The organism is Microbacterium suwonense, assembly GCF_030296555.1.
Lineage (GTDB): Bacteria > Actinomycetota > Actinomycetes > Actinomycetales > Microbacteriaceae > Microbacterium > Microbacterium suwonense.
The window spans coordinates 136026-154397 of the sequence record NZ_AP027728.1 but is presented as its reverse complement, the minus strand read 5'-3'; the positions used below and the strand labels follow the sequence as shown (position 1 = coordinate 154397).

At 67.6% G+C, this 18372-nt stretch carries 17 protein-coding genes, 1 tRNA gene and 3 pseudogenes; 9 read left to right on the top strand and 12 right to left on the bottom strand.

Annotated features, from left to right (window positions below; all coding sequences use genetic code 11):
* The first annotated feature begins 3 nt into the window (after window positions 1-3).
* Window positions 4-1647, top strand: coding sequence for a DNA repair helicase XPB (locus tag QUE33_RS00820; RefSeq protein ID WP_286301347.1), 1644 nt, complete (start codon window positions 4-6; stop codon window positions 1645-1647).
* Here the strand turns inward: QUE33_RS00820 and QUE33_RS00815 are convergent.
* A complete protein-coding gene (locus QUE33_RS00815; protein ID WP_286301345.1) occupies window positions 1616-1804 on the bottom strand; it encodes a hypothetical protein in 189 nt (62 codons plus the stop codon). The two genes, QUE33_RS00820 and QUE33_RS00815, sit on opposite strands and share 32 nt — an antisense overlap.
* Window positions 1805-1911: 107 nt before the next feature.
* Here QUE33_RS00815 and QUE33_RS00810 point away from each other — a divergent pair, with 107 nt between their 5' ends.
* The 3 genes from QUE33_RS00810 (at window position 1912) to QUE33_RS00800 (ending at window position 4738) form a co-directional block, all read left to right on the top strand.
* Window positions 1912-2604: a response regulator transcription factor gene (locus QUE33_RS00810; protein ID WP_193596653.1), complete on the top strand. Its 693-nt coding sequence runs from the start codon at window positions 1912-1914 to the stop codon at window positions 2602-2604.
* Window positions 2605-2624: 20 nt separating this feature from the next.
* Window positions 2625-4334, top strand: coding sequence for a sensor histidine kinase (locus QUE33_RS00805; protein WP_286301342.1), 1710 nt, complete (start codon window positions 2625-2627; stop codon window positions 4332-4334).
* A gap of 116 nt (window positions 4335-4450) precedes the next feature.
* Window positions 4451-4738: a WXG100 family type VII secretion target gene (locus tag QUE33_RS00800; RefSeq protein WP_286301341.1), complete on the top strand. Its 288-nt coding sequence runs from the start codon at window positions 4451-4453 to the stop codon at window positions 4736-4738.
* A gap of 85 nt (window positions 4739-4823) precedes the next feature.
* Here QUE33_RS00800 and groL read toward each other — a convergent pair whose 3' ends face one another.
* The 4 genes and pseudogenes from groL to QUE33_RS00780 all read right to left on the bottom strand — a co-directional run bounded on the left by groL (window position 4824) and on the right by QUE33_RS00780 (window position 8499).
* A complete protein-coding gene (gene groL / locus QUE33_RS00795) occupies window positions 4824-6440 on the bottom strand; it encodes a chaperonin GroEL (protein ID WP_286301340.1) in 1617 nt (538 codons plus the stop codon).
* Between the two features lie 128 nt (window positions 6441-6568).
* Window positions 6569-7207 (bottom strand): LytR C-terminal domain-containing protein, encoded by a 639-nt coding sequence (locus QUE33_RS00790; protein ID WP_286301339.1) that lies wholly within the window; start codon window positions 7205-7207, stop codon window positions 6569-6571.
* A pseudogene (locus QUE33_RS00785) lies at window positions 7208-7464 on the bottom strand (DUF3263 domain-containing protein).
* Window positions 7465-7473: 9 nt separating this feature from the next.
* Window positions 7474-8499, bottom strand: coding sequence for a DUF2332 domain-containing protein (locus QUE33_RS00780; RefSeq protein WP_286301338.1), 1026 nt, complete (start codon window positions 8497-8499; stop codon window positions 7474-7476).
* Between QUE33_RS00780 and msrB the strand changes: the two genes are divergently transcribed.
* From msrB to QUE33_RS00765, 3 genes are read left to right on the top strand one after another with little or no spacing between them, the layout of a single operon-like run.
* Entirely contained in the window at window positions 8498-8902 is a 405-nt protein-coding gene (gene msrB / locus QUE33_RS00775) for a peptide-methionine (R)-S-oxide reductase MsrB (protein WP_286301337.1), read from the top strand. The two genes, QUE33_RS00780 and msrB, sit on opposite strands and share 2 nt — an antisense overlap.
* Entirely contained in the window at window positions 8899-9456 is a 558-nt protein-coding gene (locus tag QUE33_RS00770; protein WP_286301336.1) for a nitroreductase family protein, read from the top strand. Before msrB ends, QUE33_RS00770 begins: the two co-directional genes overlap by 4 nt.
* Before the next feature lie 49 nt (window positions 9457-9505).
* Window positions 9506-10159: an SOS response-associated peptidase family protein gene (locus QUE33_RS00765; protein ID WP_286301335.1), complete on the top strand. Its 654-nt coding sequence runs from the start codon at window positions 9506-9508 to the stop codon at window positions 10157-10159.
* Between the two features lie 25 nt (window positions 10160-10184).
* On the opposite strand, the gene QUE33_RS00760 is transcribed toward QUE33_RS00765, so the two are convergent.
* Window positions 10185-10257 (bottom strand) — tRNA-Thr (locus QUE33_RS00760).
* A 59-nt stretch (window positions 10258-10316) separates the two neighbouring features.
* Window positions 10317-11300 (bottom strand): DsbA family protein, encoded by a 984-nt coding sequence (locus QUE33_RS00755; RefSeq protein WP_286301334.1) that lies wholly within the window; start codon window positions 11298-11300, stop codon window positions 10317-10319.
* 232 nt (window positions 11301-11532) lie between these two features.
* Between QUE33_RS00755 and QUE33_RS00750 the strand changes: the two genes are divergently transcribed.
* Both QUE33_RS00750 and QUE33_RS00745 read left to right on the top strand, forming a co-directional pair.
* The gene (locus tag QUE33_RS00750; protein WP_286301333.1) at window positions 11533-12636 is read left to right on the top strand and encodes an ABC transporter ATP-binding protein; all 1104 of its coding nucleotides are present in this window, start codon (window positions 11533-11535) and stop codon (window positions 12634-12636) included.
* Window positions 12637-12745: 109 nt separating this feature from the next.
* A pseudogene (locus QUE33_RS00745) lies at window positions 12746-14052 on the top strand (DUF4032 domain-containing protein).
* Here QUE33_RS00745 and QUE33_RS00740 read toward each other — a convergent pair.
* From QUE33_RS00740 to QUE33_RS00720, 5 genes and pseudogenes are all read right to left on the bottom strand, one after another.
* The gene (locus tag QUE33_RS00740) at window positions 14049-14984 is read right to left on the bottom strand and encodes a carbohydrate kinase family protein (protein ID WP_286301332.1); all 936 of its coding nucleotides are present in this window, start codon (window positions 14982-14984) and stop codon (window positions 14049-14051) included. The pseudogene QUE33_RS00745 and the gene QUE33_RS00740 sit on opposite strands and share 4 nt — an antisense overlap.
* Window positions 14981-15289, bottom strand: coding sequence for a putative quinol monooxygenase (locus QUE33_RS00735; RefSeq protein ID WP_286301331.1), 309 nt, complete (start codon window positions 15287-15289; stop codon window positions 14981-14983). Before QUE33_RS00735 ends, QUE33_RS00740 begins: the two co-directional genes overlap by 4 nt.
* Entirely contained in the window at window positions 15286-16086 is an 801-nt protein-coding gene (locus QUE33_RS00730) for an ATP-binding cassette domain-containing protein (RefSeq protein ID WP_286301330.1), read from the bottom strand. Before QUE33_RS00730 ends, QUE33_RS00735 begins: the two co-directional genes overlap by 4 nt.
* Window positions 16083-17116, bottom strand: a pseudogene (locus QUE33_RS00725) (ABC transporter permease). The gene QUE33_RS00730 and the pseudogene QUE33_RS00725 overlap by 4 nt, the downstream one beginning before the upstream one ends.
* A gap of 72 nt (window positions 17117-17188) precedes the next feature.
* Complete coding sequence (locus QUE33_RS00720; protein WP_286301329.1) at window positions 17189-18301, bottom strand: substrate-binding domain-containing protein; 1113 nt, start codon at window positions 18299-18301, stop codon at window positions 17189-17191.
* Window positions 18302-18372: the final 71 nt, after the last annotated feature.

Here is an 18372-nt window from a genome sequence, read left to right as displayed (position 1 = left end):
GCTATGTCCGATGGCCCCCTGATCGTCCAGAGCGACCGCACCGTGCTGCTGGAGGTCGCCCACGCCGACGCCGAGACCGCGCGCCACGAGCTGGCGATCTTCGCCGAGCTCGAGCGGGCGCCGGAGCACATCCACACCTATCGCATCACCCGGCTGGGACTGTGGAACGCCCGCGCGGCAGGCCACACCGCCGAAGACATGCTCGAGACCCTGGAGCGCTGGTCGCGCTTCCCTGTGCCGCCGTCGGTGGCCGTCGACCTGCGCGAGACCGTGAACCGCTACGGGCGACTGGTGATCGAGCGCGATGACGAGGGCACGCTGGTGCTGCGCTCCAGTGACCCGGCCGTGCTCACCCAGGTGGCCGGCAACAAGCGCATCCAACCGCTGCTGATCGGGCACCCGTCTCCGGAGAGCTATGTCATCGACGCCTGGGCGCGCGGGCAGATCAAGCAGGAGCTGCTGAAGATCGGCTGGCCCGCCGAGGATCTCGCCGGCTACACCCCCGGCACACCGCACGAGATCGAGCTCGATGAGGACGGCTGGGCGATGCGCCCGTACCAGCGCGCTGCGGTGGATGCTTTCGCCAAGGACGGCTCAGGGGTCGTGGTGCTCCCGTGCGGTGCAGGCAAGACCATCGTCGGAGCAGCCGCGATGGCGGCGACCGGCACCACCACGCTGATCCTGGTGACGAACACCGTCTCGGCCCGCCAGTGGCGCGACGAGCTGCTGCGGCGCACCTCGCTGACGGCCGAGGAGATCGGCGAGTACTCCGGCCAGGCCAAGGAGGTCAGGCCCGTCACGATCGCGACCTATCAGATCCTGACCGCCAAGCGAAAGGGCGAGTACGCCCATCTCGCGCTGCTGAACGCGCTGGATTGGGGGCTGATCGTCTATGACGAGGTGCACCTGCTGCCGGCGCCGGTGTTCAAGCTCACCGCCGATCTGCAGGCTCGCCGGCGGATCGGCCTGACCGCGACGCTGGTGCGCGAGGACGGCCGCGAGGGCGACGTGTTCAGCCTGATCGGTCCCAAGCGGTTCGACGCACCCTGGAAGCAGATCGAGGCGCAGGGGTTCATCTCGCCCGCCGCCTGCTATGAGGTGCGGGTGGATCTGCCGCCGGAGGACCGGCTGGAGTACGCGGCGGCCACGGATGACGAGCGCTACCGGCTCGCGGCATCCGCTCCCGCCAAGATCACCGCCGTGCGCGAGCTGATCGCCCAGCATCCCGACGAGCGGATCCTCGTGATCGGACAGTACCTCGACCAGCTCGAGGAGCTGTCGCAGGCGCTGAACGCGCCGCAGATCACCGGCGCGACGCCGGTGGACGAGCGTGAGGAGCTGTACCGGCAGTTCCGCGAGGGTGAGATCTCGCTGCTGGTGGTGTCGAAGGTGGCGAACTTCTCGGTGGATCTGCCGGAGGCATCCGTCGCCATCCAAGTCTCCGGGTCGTTCGGCTCCCGTCAGGAGGAGGCGCAGCGGCTGGGAAGACTCCTGCGCCCGAAGCAGTCCAATCACACCGCGAGCTTCTACACGCTCATCGCCCGCGACACGGTCGATCAGGACTACGCGCAGAACCGGCAGCGGTTCCTCGCCGAGCAGGGCTACAGCTACACGATCATGGATGCCGACGATCTCGCGGCGGCGTGACGGGCGTCATCGACGACTCCGCTGACGCCGGGGCGTCCTCACCGGGCCGCAGCCCGCAACGCCAGCACGGCGCGGCCAGATCGTCCAGTAGCGCACCGCACTCCGGGCACACCTTCGAGAGCCAGCACGCGCTGTCGCCGCCCTCGAACTCGTCCATAGAACGGATGCTACTCCTGTGACCGACGACGGACGCCGGCGTCCGCCGAGGTGCGCATCTCCGAAGACAATCAGCGCACGCAACAGCGAAGTCACCATAATGGGGACATGACTGATGCGCGCATCCTGGTCGTCGACGACGAACCGAACATCCGCGACCTGCTCTCCCGGGGTCTCAGCTTCGCCGGGTTCAAGGTGAAGACCGTCGCCAACGGGGCGGCCACCATCTCCGCGGTCCTCGAGGAGGAGCCGGATCTCATCATCCTCGATGTCATGCTGCCCGACATGAACGGCTTCAGTGTGACCAAGCGGCTGCGCGGGGCCGGATTCACCGCACCGATCCTCTTCCTCACCGCCAAGGACGACACTCAGGACAAGATCGAGGGGCTCAACGCCGGCGGTGACGACTACGTCACCAAGCCGTTCGCCCTCGACGAGATCGTGGCGCGGGCCCAGGCGATCCTGCGTCGCACCATGCAGACCGACGAGGAGTCACTGATCCGCGCAGGCGAGCTGTCGATGGATCAGGACACCCACGACGTGTTCGTGGGCAAGGTACCGATCGAGCTGAGCCCGACCGAGTTCAAGCTGCTGAAGTACCTGATGCTCAACCCGAACCGGGTGCTGTCCAAGGCGCAGATCCTCGATCACGTGTGGGAGTACGACTTCAACGGCGACGCCGGCATCGTAGAGAGCTACATCTCCTATCTGCGCCGCAAGATCGACCCGCACACCGAGGAGTCGGTCATCCAGACCAAGCGCGGATTCGGCTACATGCTCAAGGTCGGCAAGTCCGCCTGAGCGCGGCTGCGGAGCGGAGCATGGCCAGCGGATCCGATTCCGTCACCCGGTGGTGGCGTCGGATCAGCCTGCGCGCGAAGGTGACCGGCGTCACGGTCGCGGTGCTCGCGCTCGGTCTGGTCGTGGCCGGGATCGGCACCATCCCGATCCTGCGCGGCGCGATGATCAACAACATCAACTCGCAGCTGCCCGCGCTGGCGACCACAGGGCAGGCGGAGCGGTTCTTCGACGTCACCGTCTCGGACGGAGACCTGCATTTCGAGCCGAAGGCGGGCGCCCCGCGCGCGACGGACTTCGCGGTCGCCTTCTACACGACCGACGGCGATCCGATCGCTCAGGCCGGTGTGACTCCCGAGCAGAGACCGGAGTTCCCCGCGAAGCTGAGCCTGCAGTCCGCTCTCGCGATGGCGGATCAGGTGCTCTCCCTCGAGGCGCCGGAGGGGCAGAGCTACAGCGCAGCGGCATCTCCCCAGCCTCTGCAGAGCATCGCCGGCGTGACCTACGTGCAGGTCGTGGCACTGCCGCTGGATGAGGCCGATCGCATCGTCGGCACCTATTTCGCGGTGTACACGGCCGTCGCGCTGGTGACGATCCTGCTCGCGGCGCTGCTGATCCGGGGCCTGGTGACCCTCACCTTCCGGCGTCTCGGTCAGGTGGAGTCCACCGCGATGTCGATCGCCGCCGGAGACTTCAGTCAGCGTCTGACTGACCTGGAGCCGACCACAGAGGTCGGCAGATTGAATTCCGCCATCAACACCATGCTGGATCGCGTCGACCGCTCACTCGCGCAGCGCGACCGCACCGTGCAGAACATGCGCCGCTTCATCGGGGACGCCAGTCACGAACTGCGCACACCGCTGGTGAGCGTGCGCGGCTATGCGGAGCTGTATCGGATGGGGGCGATCAGCGGCGATGAGGACACCGCGCGTGCGATGGAGCGCATCGAGAAGGAGGCGATCCGGATGGGCGTGCTCGTCGAGGACCTTCTCGCGCTCGCCCGCCTGGACGAGGAGCGCGAGCGCGAGCTCGAGATCGTCCCGATCGACCTGCGGCCGGTGGCGCGTGATGCGGCGCTGGATCTGCGTGTCGCATCCCCTGGACGCACGATCACTGTGATCGACACGACGGCAGAGGAGCCCGCACCTGCGCAGCCGGCACCACCGGACGTGCCGCCGACGCCTGCACCTGCACCTGCACCGACGACCCGTGCCACCGGGCCGCTCGGACGACTGCGACGCCGGCCCAAGCCGGCTCCTGCGCTGCCGTCGATCGACTTCACCGAGGCGACGGATGCTCCGGTGCGCACGCCCCCGATCGTGCTCGGCGAGGAGAACAAGGTGCGTCAGGTGGTGACGAACCTGCTCGGGAACGCCAGGCGCTTCTCTCCCGAAGAGGGGTCGATCGAGCTCGTCGTCGGGGCCGACCGCCGTCGCGGCGTCGGCACGATCGCGGTCGTCGACCATGGCGAGGGTATCCCGCCGCAGATCCGCGAGCACATCTTCGAGCGCTTCTGGCGCGCGGACACGTCTCGTGCCCGCGAGACCGGTGGCGCGGGCCTCGGCCTGGCCATCGTCGCCTCGATCGTGGAGACCCTGCACGGCTCAGTGCGGGTCGATGAGACCCCCGGCGGCGGGGCCACGTTCACCGTCTCGCTTCCGCTTGCTCCGGCGCGGTCGATCCCGGAGCACCTGCTCGAGGAGACGCAGCCGCTGGATCGGCTCGACCTCTGAGCCCACTCCCCCTGCACATTCCGTTGCTTCTGCGACTTGTGCACGGATGCCGGGAATCACGGCATCCGTCCCCTCTCCACGCTTCTAGAGTCGGAAGCCCATCGAGAGGAGAACCCATGTCCGTCTTCACCGTAGACACCGACGCAGTCCACGCCGCTCATGGCGCCGCCCGCGGCACCATGGAGCGGCTGCAGAGCGAGTCGACCGCGCTGATGGCGCAGCTGACACAGCTGCAGTCAACCTGGACCGGCTCAGCATCCGCCGCATTCCAGCAGTGCAGCGAGCAGTGGCGCGGCGCGCAGCTGCACCTGGAGCAGGTGCTCGCATCCATCAGTACGGCGCTCGGCTCGGCTGCCAGTCAGTACGCGGATGCCGATCAGTACTCGGCGAGCCTGTTCCGCTGAGGAATCGCCCGCTCAGCGGCCCAGGAACGCAGAACGCCCCCTGCCTGAGCAGGGGGCGTTCTGTGAGATGAGGCTGGGCTTCGCGTCAGAAGTCCATGCCACCCGACGGGTCGGCAGGAGCTGCCGGCGTCTTCTCGGGCTTGTCGGCCACGACGGCCTCGGTGGTGAGGAACAGAGCCGCGATCGAGGCTGCGTTCTGCAGCGCCGAGCGGGTGACCTTGGCCGGGTCGATGATGCCCTGTGCGAACATGTCGCCGTACTCACCGGTGGCGGCGTTCAGGCCGTGTCCGGTGGCCAGCTCGGCGACCTTGTGCGCCACGACACCGGGCTCCAGGCCCGCGTTGAGGGCGATCTGCTTCAGCGGCGCCTCGAGTGCGACGCGGACGATGTTCGCGCCGGTCGCCTCGTCACCCTCGAGGGTGAGACCGTCGAGCGCCTTGGCGGACTGGATGAGCGCGACGCCACCACCGGGGACGATGCCCTCCTCGACGGCTGCCTTCGCGTTGCGGACGGCGTCCTCGATGCGGTGCTTGCGCTCCTTGAGCTCGACCTCGGTGGCCGCGCCCGCCTTGATGACGGCCACGCCGCCGGCGAGCTTGGCGAGGCGCTCCTGCAGCTTCTCGCGGTCGTAGTCGCTGTCGGTGTTCTCGATCTCGCGACGGATCTGGGTGACGCGGCCCTCGATCGCGGATGCCTCGCCGGCACCCTCGACGATGGTGGTCTCGTCCTTGGTGACGATGACCTTGCGTGCACGGCCGAGCAGGTCGAGGGTGGTGTTCTCGAGCTTGAGACCGACCTCCTCGGTGATGACCTGGCCGCCGGTGAGGATCGCGATGTCCTGCAGCTGAGCCTTGCGACGGTCGCCGAAGCCCGGTGCCTTGACGGCGACGGACTTGAAGATGCCGCGGATCTTGTTCAGCACCAGGGTCGCCAGGGCTTCGCCCTCGACGTCCTCGGCGATGATGACGAGCTCCTTGCCGTCCTGGATGACCTTGTCGACGATCGGCAGCAGGTCCTTGATGTTGCCGATCTTCTGGTTGGCGATCAGGACGTACGGGTCCTCGAAGACAGCCTCCTGGCGCTCCGGGTCCGTGACGAAGTACGGGTTGAGGTAGCCCTTGTCGAAGCGCATGCCCTCGGTGAGCTCGAGCTCGGTGCCGAAGGTCTGCGACTCCTCGACGGTGACCACGCCCTCCTTGCCCACCTTGTCGATGGCCTCGGCGATCAGCTCGCCGATGGCAGTGTCGGCGGCGGAGATGGATGCGGTGGCCGCGATCTGCTCCTTGGAGTCGATCTCCTTGGCGCTGGCGAGCAGGTCCTCGGTGATGGCCGCGACGGCCTTCTCGATGCCGCGCTTGAGCGAGATCGGGTCGGCGCCGGCTGCGACGTTGCGCAGGCCCTCGCGGACCAGTGCCTGAGCCAGGACGGTCGCGGTGGTGGTTCCGTCACCGGCGACGTCGTCAGTCTTCTTGGCGACCTCCTTGACGAGCTCCGCACCGATCTTCTCGTACGGGTCGTCGAGCTCGATCTCCTTGGCGATCGACACACCGTCGTTCGTGATCGTGGGGGCGCCCCACTTCTTCTCGAGCACGACGTTGCGACCGCGCGGGCCGAGGGTCACCTTGACTGCGTCGGCCAGGATGTTCAGGCCGCGCTCGAGGCCGCGACGGGCCTCCTCATCGAAAGCGATGATCTTTGCCATGAGTCTTTCGTCCCTCCCGGACGTAGGCGATGAATTTAGCACTCAGAGTGATCGAGTGCTAACACCAGTCTGGCACTCGACCCATGAGAGTGCAAGCCGTACGAACACCTTGTTCCCTGCGGTGCGTCTCAGCCTTCCGGCGTCTGCTCGCTGTCGGGCGGCGCGGGGCTGTCCGTGCCGACCCGATCCATGCCGATCACGACGGTCAGCTGCGGCTGTCCACTCGCATCGCTCCCCTCGTAATGGTCGCTCTGCGTGACCTTCGCGCCGCCGAGTACCTGCTCCGCGACGCCGAGGGCTGCGGCCTCATCGCCCTTCTCGACGTAGAACACGGTGGTCTCGTCGAACGGTGCGGTGGCGGCATCGCTGCCGAGCACGGCATCCGCCGCCCAGCCCTCGTCGATCAGCTTCTGCCGCACCGGCTCCACCATCCCGCTCTGCGTGGTGGCGTTGATGATGAGCACGCGGTACGAGGTGTCGATCTCGGCGAGGACGCCCGGGTCCTGGGGTGCTGCCGGCTCGCTCGCGCCGAACAGGTCGATGCGCCCCATCATCACCAGCGAGACGAAGATGCCGATGACGATGAGCACCAGCGCCGCAGCCGTCGCCCACAGCAGGGTGACGGGACCGTTGATGCCGGGCTGCTCCGCGCGGTGAGCGCCGACACGGCCGGAGGTGCGGGGAACGCCGTCGAATCGGTCGTGGGGGACTTTGACACCCCTCGATGCTAGCGGCCGCGTCCCGGGAATCTGCTGGAGCGGATGCACTCAGCCGACGAATCCGCGCATCCGTGCCGCACGTGCCCGTCCGCGGGAGTCCCGCAGACGCCGCAGTCGGCGCACCAGCAGCGGGTCGAAGTCCAGCGCCTCCTCGGTGTCGATCAGGCGGCCGAGCAGCGGTAGTAGCGCGCCGGGCTCATTCCCAGCTGCGCGCGGATCGTCTCCTCCTTCATGCCGCCGTGCCGCGGCCAGGCCGCCTCCAGCGTCAGGATCGCACGATCGCGATCGGAGAGTTCACCCAGCATGCGGCCAGGCTACGCGGCATCCGGCTCCGTATCGGTGCGCCACTCCCACCAGCGGCCGAGTGGATCGGCATCCGCGATCGCGTGCCCGTCCAGCCCGACCGCGAACCCGTCCTCACCCCACCCCTCGTGCACCCGCGCCGGGTCGATCGTGACCCAGCGCGCGCCGGTCGCGCGGATGCGATGGATCAGCTCCTCGCGTGCGTCGCGCGGCAGATAGACGAGCATCCCCGGAGTGCTGATCACGAGGGTCGCGCCACGGGGAGCGGATGCCGTGAGCTCGGCGAGCCGTGCCGCCGCATCCCCCGCCAGTAGGCGTGGCGGATCGGCGGAGACGATGTCGACCGCGGCGGCGATGCGCTCGGCGCGCTGATGCTCCCCGGGCCAGGTCAGCGTGTCCACCCAGGCCCGGTCGCCGGCGTTCCGCACGTCGATCGGCGCGAGATCGACGCCGGTGCGCCAGACGACCTGAGGCACCCTCAGTCGCGGGAGCACGCCGTCGACGACGCTGGTCAGTTCGAGCCGCGATGGCCCCGCGGCGGGGTCGAGGTGGGCGCGCTCGGCACCGCGGGAGTCGAGGATGCGATACGAACATCGATCCGGGTACAGGCAGAAGCCGGCCGCAGCTCCCAGCTCCAGCAGGGTGATCGGCCCGTCGATCAGGCTCAGCGCGGGCAGCAGCGCCGCCATGCGCAGCGGCTCGTTGGTCTGCACCGTGCGCCGCTCGCACTCGGCGACGAGCCCCTCCGCGTCGGCCAGCACGAAGGCACGCCATGCCGCGTACTCACCGACCGGCGCACCGCGCAGCCGCGAGACCGCGAACACCAACGGAGGCTGCCGGTGCTGCGGCGAGATGCGCGCGAGAACCGTCTGCAGCTCGGCATCCGCGACGATCCCCTCCGCCCACTGCGCGTACACGGCACTGCGGCCGGGGGCTTCGTCGCGGGCGAACCGCTCGAAGCGCTCGCGCACGGCATCCGTCATGTGCACCATTCTCGCCGACCCCGACGACCCCGCGACGAGAGAGAATGGAGGCATGTCGTACAGCGTGAACAAGACCGAGGCCGAGTGGCGCGAAGAGCTCGGCGAAGACCAGTACGCGGTGCTGCGCACCGCCGCCACCGAGCGCGCCTGGACCGGCGAGCTGCTCGACGAGAAGCGCGACGGCCTCTATCGATGCGGCGCCTGCGGAGCGGAGCTGTTCCGCAGCGGCACCAAGTTCGAATCCGGCTGCGGATGGCCGAGCTTCTACGAATCGGTGCGCCCCGAGGCGGTCGAGCTGATCGAGGACAACACTCTGGGGATGACCCGCACCGAGGTGCGCTGCGCCGCCTGCGGCTCGCACCTGGGCCACGTCTTTCCGGACGGGTTCGGCACACCCACCGGTGACCGCTACTGCATGAACTCGCTCGCGCTGAAGTTCGAACCGCACTCCTCGTGAGCGCACTCGAGGCGGTTCTGCGGCGCACCTCCTGGTCGAAGGTCACCGAGGACGCCCCGACGCGCGAGCAGCTGCTGCCGCTGATCGAGGCCGCCGGCCGGGTGGCCGACCACTCGTCACTGCGTCCCTGGCGGCTGATCGAGCTGCGCGGGAACGATCGAGTGGCGCTGGGGGCGGCAATAGCGAAGGCGAACGGCGCCGACGAACCCTCCACCAAGCCGCTGCGTGCGCCGCTGCTGATCGCCGTGGTCGCCTCGTACCGCAGGAGCGAAAAGGTGCCGCACTGGGAGCAGCAGGCCGTGGCGGCCGGTGTCGCGCACACGCTGAGCCTGCTGCTGGACGAGGCCGGCTGGGGCGTGATCTGGCGCACCGGCGGGTACACGCGTTCGAAAGCCGTGGCCAAGGCACACGGGCTGAAGAAGAACGAGCGGCTGCTCGGCTGGCTGTACGTCGGCGGCAGGCCGGAGGGCAAGGAGGCCGGACGCCGCAAGAGGGTGGATGCCGATGCCCTGCTCACCCGGATGCCGAAGCGCAAGGGCACGAAGAAGGGCTGAGCCCCGAGGCGGGCCTGCCGATGTCGGAGCGCATGGCTACTCTGTGAGCATGTGCGCGAGCTACGGACTCGACCCCCGCTTCACCGACGCCGAGCTGCTGGCCGAAGCAGACGAAGCGGTGCTGGACGGTCTGCGATCCTGGGCCCAGAACAACGCCGGCGAGACGCTGCGCCCAACAGGGAAGAACCTGCGCAACCTGAACCCGCTGGTCACGGCCGCCGACGGCACACCGCTGCTGGAGGCGGCATGGTGGGGATATCTGGTCGATGGGCAGCCGGCGAGGTTCCCGTCGATCAACACGCGCTCCGAGCGCCTGCAGGACAGGCCCCGTGGGCTGCGCACCCGTGCGCTCGTGCCCGCCACCGGATGGTTCGAGATGCAGAAGCCGAGCCGGGTGTGGCACGAATTCGGGCTGGGCGCCGGCGTGCTGTTCGGCATGGCCGCGGTCACGCAGCGCGGCCGCACACCCGACGGGGAGTGGACCACCTGCTACTCGATCGTGATGCGCCCCGCTCCCACGCACCTGGCGGAGCTGCACGATCGCGTTCCTCTGCTGATCCCCTCAGGCTTCGCCATCGACTGGCTGACCGGCGACGGAACGCGGGAGCTCATCGACGAGGCTCTGCTCGCCGCGGCATCCCTCGACGAGCAGCTCCGCGCCGAGCCGAAGCCCGACGACAAGGGCGACGGGATGCTGTTCTGACCTCGCTGCGATGAACCGAACATTGAGCCGACTGCGGGACTCGAACCCGCGACATCCTGTTTACAAGACAGGTGCTCTACCAGCTGAGCTAAGTCGGCGAACCGTCACAAGCATAGCGACGGTCTTGCCTGCATCCGTACCGGAACCGGCAGGCGGGTCAGGAAGCGGGTGCCTCGGAGGTCGGCGTCTCTGAGGGCGCCGGGGAGACCGGCGGTGTGGGCGTCGGAGTCGGGTCGGCCGATCCGTAGTACTCGTCGCTGGCCGTGGTCAGCACGAACTGCGAGAACTCCGCCGGGTCGTTCAGCGCGCCGACATACGCCTGGCCGCTGACCACGATGAGCGCCTCGTTATTGAGCTTGAGGTCCTTGGAACCGGGCAGCGGGCCCTCGAGCGCGCGTGCCGTGGCATCCTTCGCCCATCCGGTGAAGTCCTGACCCTCGATGCAGGAGCGCACCTTCTTGGCATCCTGAACCCCGACGGCGACGGCCAGATCCGCCAGCTGCACGTCGGTGCGCCCATCGCTGTCGATCGCCGGCTGATCGGTGAGCAGCTCGTGGTTGTAGTCGAAGAACTGGTCGGGCGAATAGGTCACCACGCAGGCCGCGGCCGACGCCGCGCGCAGGGAGTACTTCGTTCCGTTCGAGCTCGCCGTCAGCAGCGCGACCGGGTGGTAGGTGACGGTCACGGCGCCGTCCTTGATCCAGCCGGCCAGCTGACGCGCGTTGGCCTTCTCGAACTCCGAGGCTCCTGCCGAGAGATAGTCCACGTAGATGTGGATGTCCGTCGGCTCCGCCGCCTTCTCGGTGGTCTTCGGAGTCGGCGTGGTCGCGGCTTCGGTCGGCGCCGGCGTCGCGTCAGGAGAGGCACCCTGCGCCCCGGATGCCAGCGTGACCTCGTTCACGGTGACCCCGTCGCCGGTCATGCCGCTCGGGCTGAGCTGCGGCTTGGACATCGATGATCCGACCGCGAAGGCGACGGCCGCGCCGATGGAGCCGACCGCGACAGCGGCGACGAGCCCGACGATCACGCGTCGCATGATGCGCGTGCGCGCCTGCTGCGCCTGCACTCGCTGGGCCTTCTCCCGCACCGCTTCACGCGAAGCGCGAGCAGCAGGGACGTTCGGCGTTTCGTCGCTCGACATCGTTCCTCTTGAAGATCGGGTGGGCGGGTGATCCCGCGGCCGCTACGGGTGCGGCACCGGGTTCGATGTTAACGAGCCCGCCTGGGAAATACCCAGACGCGAGCGGGCGTGACCAGACACAGGCGGGCGTGCAATACTTGTCTGGACCCGATGGCGGGTCACGGCAGGCGTCCGTCTGCCGCTTCCATCACAACGGATCGTCCGGCACGTACCTGCCGGTGAAGGAGAAACCATGGCAACCGTTACGTTCGACGAGGCCACCCGCATCTACCCGGGCGGCACCCGCCCCGCGGTCGACAAGCTGAACATCGAGATCGCCGACGGCGAGTTCCTTGTTCTGGTCGGCCCCTCCGGCTGCGGAAAGTCCACGTCCCTGCGCATGCTCGCCGGCCTCGAAGAGGTCAACGACGGCCGCATCCTGATCGGCGACCGCGACGTCACCGACGTGCCCCCGAAAGACCGCGACATCGCGATGGTCTTCCAGAACTACGCGCTCTACCCGCACATGACGGTTGCCGAGAACATGGGCTTCGCGCTGAAGATCGCCGGCGTCGGCAAGGAGGAGCGCGCAGCTCGCGTGCTCGAGGCCGCGAAGCTGCTCGACCTCGAGGAGTACCTCAACCGCAAGCCGAAGGCCCTCTCGGGTGGTCAGCGTCAGCGTGTCGCCATGGGTCGCGCCATCGTCCGTCAGCCGCAGGTGTTCCTCATGGACGAGCCGCTGTCCAACCTCGACGCGAAGCTGCGTGTGCAGACCCGCACGCAGATCGCATCGCTGCAGCGCCGCCTGGGCGTCACCACCGTCTACGTCACGCACGACCAGACTGAGGCTCTGACCATGGGCGACCGCATCGCGGTGCTCAAGGACGGCATCCTGCAGCAGGTTGGCTCGCCGCGCGAGCTGTACGAGACCCCGAGCAACGTCTTCGTGGCCGGCTTCATCGGCTCCCCCGCGATGAACCTCTTCGAGCTGGATCTCGCCGAGGGCGGCGTGCAGTTCGGCACGAAGGTCGTCCCGACCGAGACCGCCGCCGTCGCCAAGGCGAAGGGCAACTCCGCAACAGTCGGTGTCCGCCCCGAGGACATCGTCGTCGCACCCGAGGACGGCCATGGCCTCTCGGTCGTCGTCGACCTCGTCGAGGAACTTGGCGCCGACGGCTACCTGTACGGTCACGCCGACATCAACGGCAAGCGCACCGACATCGTCGCCCGCGTCGACGGCCGCAGCCACCCGAACGCCGGTGAGACCGTCACGCTGGCTCCGATCCCCGGTCACGTGCACCTGTTCGACCTGGAGTCGGGCGAGCGCCTGAACGAGAAGCCGGTCGTCTCGGCCTGATAAATCCGATCGCTGCGGCGCGGGTCGACCTGTTCTGGTCGCCCGCGCCGCAGTGTTCTCTGGCTGCCGCTCACACGGCATCCGTCTCGGCCGGCACAGCGGAGGAAGCATGAAGAAGCAGTCGCTGCGGATCAGCGCGAGCACCATCGACCCCGGGCTGCTGTCGCTGCCGTGGTCGACTCCCCTGGGCTCGTGGCCATCGGAGCACATCGTCTCGCTGCCGAAGGGCCTGTCCCGCCACCTGGTGCGCTTCGCCGATCTTTCCGGCCGCGTGGTCGCCGTCAAGGAGACCACTGAGGAGATGGCGCAGCGCGAGTACGAGATGCTCGGCAGGCTCGCAGGGCACGACGTGCCCTGCGTCAGTCGGGTGGCCGTGATCGCCGGACGGACGGATGCCGCAGGCAAGGCGCTGCCGGCCGCGCTGGTCACCTCGCACCTGCGCTTCTCTATGCCGTATCGCGCACTGTTCACGCAGGTGCTCCGCCCCGACACGGCTGACCGTCTCGTCGATGCTCTGGCGCTTCTGCTGGTGCGGCTGCACAACGTTGGCTTCTACTGGGGTGACGTCTCGCTGTCGAACACCCTGTTCCGCCGGGATGCCGGTGCGTTCGCGGCGTACCTGGTGGACGCCGAGACCGGTGAGCTGCACGAGGAGGGCCTTACCGACGGTCAGCGCTCGTACGATCTGGATCTGGCCCGCACGAACATCGCCGGCGAGATCATGGATCTCGCCGCGGGCGGCAGACTGGAACGCGGTGTGGATGCGCTGACGATCGCGGATGGCATCGTCTCGTCGTACCGATCGCTGTGGACGGCGCTCACCGACGAGGAGTCCTTCGGCGTGGACGAGACCTGGCGGATCACCGAGCGCGTGCAGAAGCTCAACACGCTGGGCTTCGACATCGATGAGATGTCGATGGAGACCACGCCGGATGGCACGTCCGTGCGCATCCAGCCGAAGGTGGTGGATGCCGGGCATCACCAGCGCCGTCTCATCCGGCTGACAGGCCTCGACGTCGAGGAGAACCAGGCCCGGCGGCTGCTGAACGATCTCGATGAGTTCCGGGTGCGATCCAGGAAGCCGCTCGGCGACGAGGAGATCTACGCCCACGAATGGCTGACCCGTGCATTCGAGCCCGTGGTGCGGGCCATCCCGTACGAGCTGCGCGCCAAGCTGGAACCCGCCGAGGTGTACCACCAGGTGCTCGAGCACCGCTGGTACCTGTCACAGGCACAGGGCCGCTCCGTGCCGCTGGCCGAGGTGCTCACCAGCTACATCAACGATGTGCTGCGCCACCGCCGCGACGAGGCGACGATCATGGGCCCACCGACCGAGACGATGGGTCTGCCGGTCGTGACGGGCAGTGTCGAGGTCTCCCCGAGACCGCCGCCATCGACTGGCGCGACCTCGTCTAGAGCTCGGTGAGCTCAGATCGATGCGGTGGATCCGCTCCCGGCCGCGAGACCGTGATGGCGGCCGCGTGAGCACCGAGTATCAGCAGACGGCGAAGAGACTCCGCCGCGATGTCCCGCAGTCGCTCCCGTGACCCCGCTCCGGCGAGCCCCTGCTCGATCAGCCCATGGATCAGAGCGCTCATGAACGTGTCTCCCGCGCCCACGGTGTCCACGACTCGAACAGGTCTTCCCTGCACCTGCACCGCACCGGCGGCCGCGACTGCGACAGCTCCCTCAGCACCGCGAGTCACGACGACGACGGACGGTCCTTGCGAGAGCCAGCGACGTGCTGAATCAAGAGGATCAGCTCCCGGGTACAGCCACGCGAGGTCCTCGTCACTCGCTTTGACGAGATCCGCCACGGTGACGAAGGCCTCCGCCCGACTCCGGGCATCAGCGCGGTCTTCCAGCAGAGCCGGCCGCACATTGGGATCGTAGGTGATGAGTGATGTCCGGCGGAACCCGTCGAGCAGCCGGCAGACGACATCGGCACCGGGGGCGAGGAACGTAGCGATCGACCCTGTGTGCACAACCGCTGGGTGCAGGCCACGCGACAGGGTGACGGGCCGCGCGACGTCGACGCCGAGCCGCCACTCCATATCGAAGGAGTACTGTGCGGAGCCACTCTGATCGAGGCGGGCCGTCGCTGTGGCGGTTCGCGTGGAGTCTGCCACTGTCAGCTCAACGCCCGAGCCTTCCAGCCAGTGCCGGATCCACTGCCCGTGCACGTCGTCCCCGAGCTGAGTCAGCAGCCGAGACGCGCGCCCCAGTCGAGCGAGCGCCAAGGCGACGTTCGCGGGGCTCCCGCCGGGTGTCTCATCTGTGCATCCGTCTGCGCGATGGACGATGTCGACGAGCGCTTCGCCGATGACGAGGATGGCGGGTTCGATCACGCACCCGCCACCCTCGTCAGGTGGGAGAGCACGCTTGTCGGCTCGACGATCCGCGGTTCGAGTGCCGCATTGAACGCTCGGCCGGACTCGGCAGCGAGGTGCCCATCGAAGGCGTCGCGATCGGCGTATTCCTCGAAGACCAGGAATCGATCCGGCACCTCGGCACGGCGATAGACATCGAAGACGAGGTTCCCCGGCTCCGCGCGCACGGCCCGGGCGTATTCCCGGATGAGCGCCTCGACCTCATCGGCGCTGCCGTCTCGCGCAGTGAACTCGGCGCAGATGGTGATCCTTTCCGCGCTCATGCCTTTGCAGCGCCAGTCATGATCGCCACGGCCTCTGTCATCGTATGCGACTGCGGAGTGATGGTCGCAGCGCGCTTCCCCAGTCGCTGCACGTGAATCCGGTCGGCGACCTGGAACACGTGCGGCATGTTGTGGGAGATCAGGATGACGGGCACGCCATTGCCACGCAGGTTCTCGATCAGCTCGAGCACCTGGTTCGACTCCCGTACGCCGAGCGCAGCAGTGGGCTCGTCGAGCACGACGACCTTCGACCCGAACGCCGCTGCACGTGCGACCGCGACTGCCTGGCGCTGTCCACCGGACAGGTTCTCGACCGAGACAGTCACGTCCTGCAGCGTGGAGATGCCGAGCTTGTGCACCTGCTCGCGTGCCGACTCACGCATGCCAGCGGTGTCGAGCGCCCGGAAGACGGATCCCATGAGGCCAGGCTTGCGGCGTTCGCGACCGAGATAGAGATTCGAGGCCACGTCCAGCGCGGGTGAGACCGCGAGGTTCTGGTAGACGGTCTCGATTCCGGCCAGACGGGCATCCTGCGGACTCCGAAAGTGCACTTCCTGTCCATCCAGGAGCAGCTGCCCGTCGTCGGGGATGTATGCGCCGGTCAGGCACTTGATGAGCGTCGATTTTCCGGCGCCGTTGTCGCCGATCACCGCCAGGACCTCACCCGGGTAGAGCTGGAGGCTGACGCCATCGAGTCCCACCACCCGGCCGAAGGTCTTCACGAGACGCTTCGCCTCGAGCACGGGAGTGCCCGTGGGAGCGGTGGCCTGACGACGGTTCTGAGTTGTCTCGGTCACTTGCGTACCTTTCTGATCCACTGGTCGATGGCGACTGCGACGATGACGAGGACGCCGATCGCGAGCGTCTGATAGAGGCCATCGACTCCGGCAAGGAACAGTCCATTGCGGAACACGCCGACGATGACCGCACCCAGCAGCGTGCCCCAGATGATTCCGCGGCCACCGAAGAGCGAGGTTCCGCCGATCACGACGGCGGTGATGGAGTCCAGGTTGAGATCTGCGCCAGCGTTCGGGCTGGCTGCTCCAGAGCGCCCGATCTGAATCCACGCTGCGACGGCGAGGATCGCTCCAGCCGCGATGTACACGCTCAGCAGCACCTGCTTCGATGAGATGCCGGCCAGACGAGCCGCGTCTTCATCATCGCCGACGGCGTAGACGTGTCGGCCCCATGCGGTGCGGCCGAGAACGTATGCGACGAGCCCATACAGCGCCAGCATGATGACCACTCCGACGGTGAGGCGGACTCCCCGATCGGGAGGGCGGTCGCCGTCCAGGTGAGCAGCTCGGGCATGTCGGCTTTGCGCACGGTCTGGCCGCCGCTGTAGAGGAGCGTGAGGGCGATGAAGACGTTGAACGTGCCGAGGGTCGCGATGAAGGGCGGCAGTTTCGCCTGCGTGACCAGTACGCCGTTCAGTGCACCGGCGGCGAGTGCTGCGATCAGTCCCATGAGCAGTGCGATCGGCGCCGGCAGTCCGTTGTTCGCTGCGGTCTGCGCCATAACCATGGACGAACCGATCATCAGGGCGCCAACCGAGAGGTCGATTCCGGCGGTGAGGATGATCAAGGTCTGAGCGATGGCGACCGTGCCGACGACGGAGACCTGATCGAGAACAAGTGACAGGTTCGCCGCCGCGAAGAAGCGCGGGTTGATCACTCCGAACACGATGACGGCGACGACGAGCACCACAGCGGGGCTGATCGCCGGGTAGCGATGGAGTACGCCGCGGATTCGGTCGACGGGGGTGCGTCGGTCGAGGAACTCTGCCGCGAGATCCAAGGCCGATGTGGGGGCAGTCTGCGTCACGATTTCATTTCCATTCGTCTGTCCTGGATGCCGCAGCCGATGAGCGCGCCGGCTGCGGCATCCGAGAATCGCTGATTACTTATTGCCCCAGCAGATGCCGGATGCTTCGGCAGAGTCGATCGAGTCGACCCCTCCGACGGCCTGGTCTGTGACCAGTGCCACGCCAGTGTTGAAGAAGTCCAGGCCCTCGGAGTTCTCGGGCTTGGTGCCGTCCTTGACGAGATCGACGATCGCCCGCACGCCGAGCTCAGCCATCTTCACCGGGTACTGCTGGCTGGTCGCATCGATGACGCCGTCCGCGACCTGGCCGACGCCGGCGCAGCCACCATCTACCGAGACGATCAGTACGCCATCCGCGCTCTTGCCTGCAGCTTCCAGCGCCTGGTACGCGCCGTAAGCCGCCGGTTCATTGATCGTGTAGACGACGTTGATGTCGGGGTTCTTCGCGAGCAGGTTCTCCATCGCGCGGCGACCGCCGTCCTCGGCGCCCTGCGATGCCTCGTTTCCTACGATCGTGTATGAGCCGCCCTTGCCACCGGAATACGACCCGCTTGACGGCTCGTCTCCGTTCACTTGGTCATTTCCGAGTGGGATGCCGAGTCCGTCGAGGAAACCCTGGTCGCGGTTGTAGTCGACGCTGACGGATTTGTCATCGAACAGATCCACCAGACCGATGACGGCCTCTGCGCCATCGAGCTTCGCCGCCGTCCACTGGCCGATGTACTGCCCGGCAAGGAAATTGTCGGTGGCGAAGGTGATGTCCACCGCGTCGGCGGGGTCGGGTGCGGTGTCCAGTGCGATGACGTAGATGCCCGCCTGGCGTGCCTTGTCGATCGCATCGAGCACGGCCGGGCCGTTGGGGGTGATCAGGATGCCCTGGTCGCCCTTGGAGATCGCGGCTTCGATGGCCTGGATCTGGGTGTCTTCGTCGCCGTCCTCCTTGCCAGCGGCCAGCGTCAGGGAGACCCCATCCTTCTCGGCTGCGGCCTTCGCGCCGTCCTGCATGGCGATGAAGAACGGATTCGAGTTCGTCTTCACGATCAGCGAGACGCCGATGGCGCCATCAGGAGTTCCGGCAGTGCCGGTGTCGGCGTTGCCGGAGCATCCGGTCAGCGTAAGCGCCAGGCCGGCGGATACGGAGATCGCACCCAGCAACAGGCGGCCAGGTCGAGTGTTGTGCTTCCTCATTGAATTCCCTTCGGCGTTCGTCGCCCGATTGACAACGATGTCAATCGACAGTTCTAGCTCATGAATGAAGT